Source organism: Streptomyces sp. NPDC051105, assembly GCF_040682795.1.
Taxonomy (GTDB): Bacteria; Actinomycetota; Actinomycetes; order Streptomycetales; family Streptomycetaceae; genus Streptomyces.
Window position 1 is genome coordinate 1 of record NZ_JBFBBR010000023.1, and the last position, 3,670, is coordinate 3,670.

At 72.3% G+C, this 3,670-nt stretch carries 4 protein-coding genes; 2 read left to right on the plus strand and 2 right to left on the minus strand.

All coding sequences use genetic code 11. The annotated features are described in order from the left end of the window. The first annotated feature begins 361 nt into the window (after nucleotides 1–361). Nucleotides 362–1,264 (plus strand): LysR family transcriptional regulator, encoded by a 903-nt coding sequence (locus AB0N16_RS37790; protein ID WP_365804901.1) that lies wholly within the window; start codon nucleotides 362–364, stop codon nucleotides 1,262–1,264. Nucleotides 1,265–1,527: 263 nt separating this feature from the next. Here the strand turns inward: AB0N16_RS37790 and AB0N16_RS37795 are convergent, their stop codons facing one another. Further along, entirely contained in the window at nucleotides 1,528–1,992 is a 465-nt protein-coding gene (locus tag AB0N16_RS37795) for a pyridoxamine 5'-phosphate oxidase family protein (protein WP_362576425.1), read from the minus strand. A 78-nt stretch (nucleotides 1,993–2,070) separates the two neighbouring features. Between AB0N16_RS37795 and AB0N16_RS37800 the strand changes: the two genes are divergently transcribed. Then, a complete protein-coding gene (locus AB0N16_RS37800) occupies nucleotides 2,071–2,715 on the plus strand; it encodes a cysteine hydrolase (RefSeq protein ID WP_365804903.1) in 645 nt (214 codons plus the stop codon). Nucleotides 2,716–2,723: 8 nt separating this feature from the next. Here the strand turns inward: AB0N16_RS37800 and AB0N16_RS37805 are convergent, their stop codons facing one another. Then, the gene (locus AB0N16_RS37805) at nucleotides 2,724–3,233 is read right to left on the minus strand and encodes a Rieske (2Fe-2S) protein (protein ID WP_365804905.1); all 510 of its coding nucleotides are present in this window, start codon (nucleotides 3,231–3,233) and stop codon (nucleotides 2,724–2,726) included. Nucleotides 3,234–3,670: the final 437 nt, after the last annotated feature.

The window sequence follows — 3,670 nt, forward strand, 5'->3', positions numbered from 1 at the left end:
GTGCTGGACCGGCGTCTGCAGCACCTGCCACCAAGTCCTGCCCGCAAGGCCACCCACGACTCCAAGATCCAGACAGACCTAACGGAGTCCTACTAATGCTGCGACCGGAAAGGTTCACCGGCTCGCGACGCCCGGCACGGCACCTCGCCGCGTTGTCGCACCACCCGAGTACATCCAGTACGCGGGTGTGCTCCGCCTTGCGATGCACCGCACCGGACGCCGCGAGCTTCCCGGCGAACCTTTCCGGTCGCAGCGCTAGCCGGCAACGGTCCCTCACGGCGGTGAGGTCGCGGTGCGGACACCGGCGCAACGTCGTAGCGCAATTGAGATCTCTCGGTCAGTAACTCTTAGAATCACTTACATGTTGAATCTGGAGCGCCTGCGCACCCTCGACGCCCTCGCCCGGCACGGCTCGGTGAGCGGGGCCGCCGAGGCCCTGCACGTCACCACGTCGGCGGTGTCGCAGCAGATGGGCAAGCTGGAACGGGAGGTGGACCAGCGGCTCCTCGCCAAGAACGGCCGCGGGGTGCGGCTCACCGACGCAGGCCGGCTGCTCGCCGACCACGCGGCCCGGATCCTCTCCCAGGTGGAGCTGGCCCAGTCCGACCTGGAGGCGCACCGGGGTCAGGTCGTCGGCGAGCTCGCGGTGGCGGCGTTCCCGACGGCCGCGCGCGGTCTGTTCCCGACCGCGCTGGCCGCCCTGCGCGCCCAGCACCCCGCGCTGCGCGTGCGCTCCAGCGAGCTGGAACCGGAGAACGGCGTCGCCGGGGTGGTGCGCGGCGACCTCGACCTCGCCGTCGTCCTGGACTGGTACAACAAGCCGATGCCACTGCCCGACGGGCTGGTCAAGGCACCGCTGCTGGACGACCCCGCCGATGTGGCCCTGCCGGTCGCGCACCGGCTGGCCGGGCGGGACGAGGTGGACCTGGGGGAGTTCGCCGACGACGAGTGGATCACCTGGAGCGAGGGCGAGTTCTGCCACGAGTGGCTGATGTTCACGCTGCGCTCCCGCGGCATCGAACCGCTCATCCGCCACCGCGCGGCCGAGACCCACACGCAACTCAACATGGTGGCCGCCGGGCTGGGGGTCTGCATCGCGCCGCTGCTGGGCCGCCACCCGGTGCCGGAGGGCGTCCTCATGGTGCCGCTGAAGCAGCGGGCACGCCGCCACGTGTACGCCGTCTGGCGGGCCGACGCCGACCGCCGCCCCTCGATCCGCGCGGCGGTACAGGCCCTGCGGGGCGCGGCCGAGGCGATCTCCTGAACCGCCCCGCGCCGAACCCCGACCGACCGTGAGGGGGCGGAGCGCGGCCGTTCAGCGCAGTACGGCCGCCGGCAGGTCGGTGCCCAGCGCCGTCAGGCGGGCAGGCTCAGGCTGTAGCGGACGTACCGGCCGTGGCGCGGTCTCCCCGGCGGTCATCACCACGCTCGCGGCGCGCGGGCCGGCCGCCCTCTGGGGCACCCTGGCCGCGGGACCCCACCCTGCTGTCCGCCGCGGCCGTCGCCACCGAGTAGGCGCGCCGCTCCTCAGCTCCCCAGCTTGCGGAAGTCCCAGGAGGCGGTCTTCGTCGGGGTCAGCCGGGCCCAGGCGTGCCTGCCGTCGTGCGGCATCTCGTCCAGGCCGAAGTTCTTGCGGGCGAACAGCGTCTCGACGTAGTCGAGTTCGGCGACCAGCTCACCGGTGCGCGGCACCTCGCCCACGAACTCGACGGTCCCTCTCAGTTCGACGCCGCGCAGCTGGTCGTACTCCTCACCGGAGTCGACCACGACCGCCACCCGCGGGTCGCGGCTCAGGTCCTTCCAGCGCTGGCTGCGCACCACCGAGTACAGCCACAGCGACTTGCCGTCCCACGCGAACCACAGGGCGCTGACGTGCGGGGCGCCGGACGCCGACACGGTCGCCACCCGGCAGGTGCGCTGTGTGGTGAGGAACTCGTCCAGCTCACCGGGCGTCATCATGATCTTCCGGCCCCGGCGCTGCGTGTCCGTCATGCGGCCCCCTCTTCTTCCGTTCCAGCGCAATGCTGGTTAGTCTCGCCCGCCCCGCACCAAGGCGGAAGGGGGCGTCACATGCCGTCGTACGAACGGCTCGCGGAGCTCATCGATCCCGTGAGCACCGTCCTGCTGACCGTGGAGTGCCAGCAGGGCGTGGTCGGCCCGCAGAGCGCGCTGCCCGAACTCGCCCGTGAGGCAAGGGCCTCGGGCGCCCTCGGCAACATCGCCAGACTGGTGGCCGCCGCGCACGACACCGGCGTCCAGGTGATCCACGCGCTCGCCGAACGCCGTCCCGACGGCCGGGGGGCGAACCGCAACGCCCGCCTGTTCCGTGCCGCCGAGCGGCTGCCCGTCCAGCAGCTCTCCGGCACCGCGGCGGTCCGCGTCGCGCCCCCGATCGAGGTCTCGGAGGAGGACCTGGTGGTACGGCGGCTGCACGGCCTGTCACCGATCCAGGGGACCGATGTCGACCCGCTGCTGCGCAACCTCGGCTGCCGCACCCTGATCGTCACCGGGGTCTCGGCCAACGTGGCCGTCCCCAACGCCGTGTTCGACGCGGTGAACCGGGGCTACACGGCCGTCGTCCCGGCCGACGCCATCGCGGGAGTGCCCTCCGAGTACACCCCCGCGATGGTCCGCAACACCCTCGCGCTGGTCGCCACGGTCGCGACCACGGACGAGGTGCTCGGCTGCCTCAAGAACCCACGCGGGCGGGCCTGAGCCCAGGATCAGGCCAGTGTGATCTGGTCACCGGAGACGGTGATGTTCGCGGCCGTCAGACCCGTCGTCGCCGGGCCCTTCTTCACGCTGCCGTCGGCGATGGCGAACTCACTGCCGTGGCAGGGACAGACGATCGCGCCGTTGGTGATGCTCGCCACCGCGCAGCCCGCGTGCGGGCACTTCGTCGAGAACGCCTTGTAGGTGCCCGACGCCGGCTGGGTGACGACCACGGCCTGGTCCTTGTAGATCGTGCCACCGCCCTCGGGTATGTCCGAGGTCTTGGCGAGCGCGGTGCCACCGGCGGCCGCGGAGGAGGTGTCGGTCGAGCCGCCGCTCGAGCCGTTGCTGTCCTGGGTGGTGGAGCCACCGCCCGCGTTGTTCGTGGTGGTCGAGCTCGACGAGTCGTCGTCGGACGACCCGCAGGCGGTCAGCGCGGCGGCGAGCCCCGCCGCTCCGGCCGCCGCCATGATCGTACGGCGGGCCGGTTTGGCAGAGGGGTTGAGCGATGCGCTGGTCATGTGAGGGGTTCCCTTCCGCGGAGCTTCTCGTTGATCCGTCCAGGGGTACGGTCTTCGGGCACCACCTGTTCAGACGGCATCCCGATAGTGACCACCTCGACATGAGCCCCCGGTAAAACGTCGCTGTCGGTTCCCTGTCGGCGTCCGCGGCCGGCGGCCGATTCAGGACGAGACGGACCGTGTCGCCCCGAGGGAGCGGTGGAAGTCGCGGTGTCGGCGGGCCGGGACGCGCCAGGTGTGGCGGGCGGCGAGTGCGTGTCCGGCGGTCCGGGTTGTCGGTGATCAGGGCGTGGCCGAGTCGGGGGGGCCGCCTCTCCGGCGATGCGGGCGTGGCCGAGTCGGGGGGCCGCCTCTCCGGCGATGCGGGCGTGGCCGAGTCGGGGGGCCGCCTCTCCGGCGATGCGGGCGTGGCCGAGTCGGGGGGCCGCCTCTCCGGC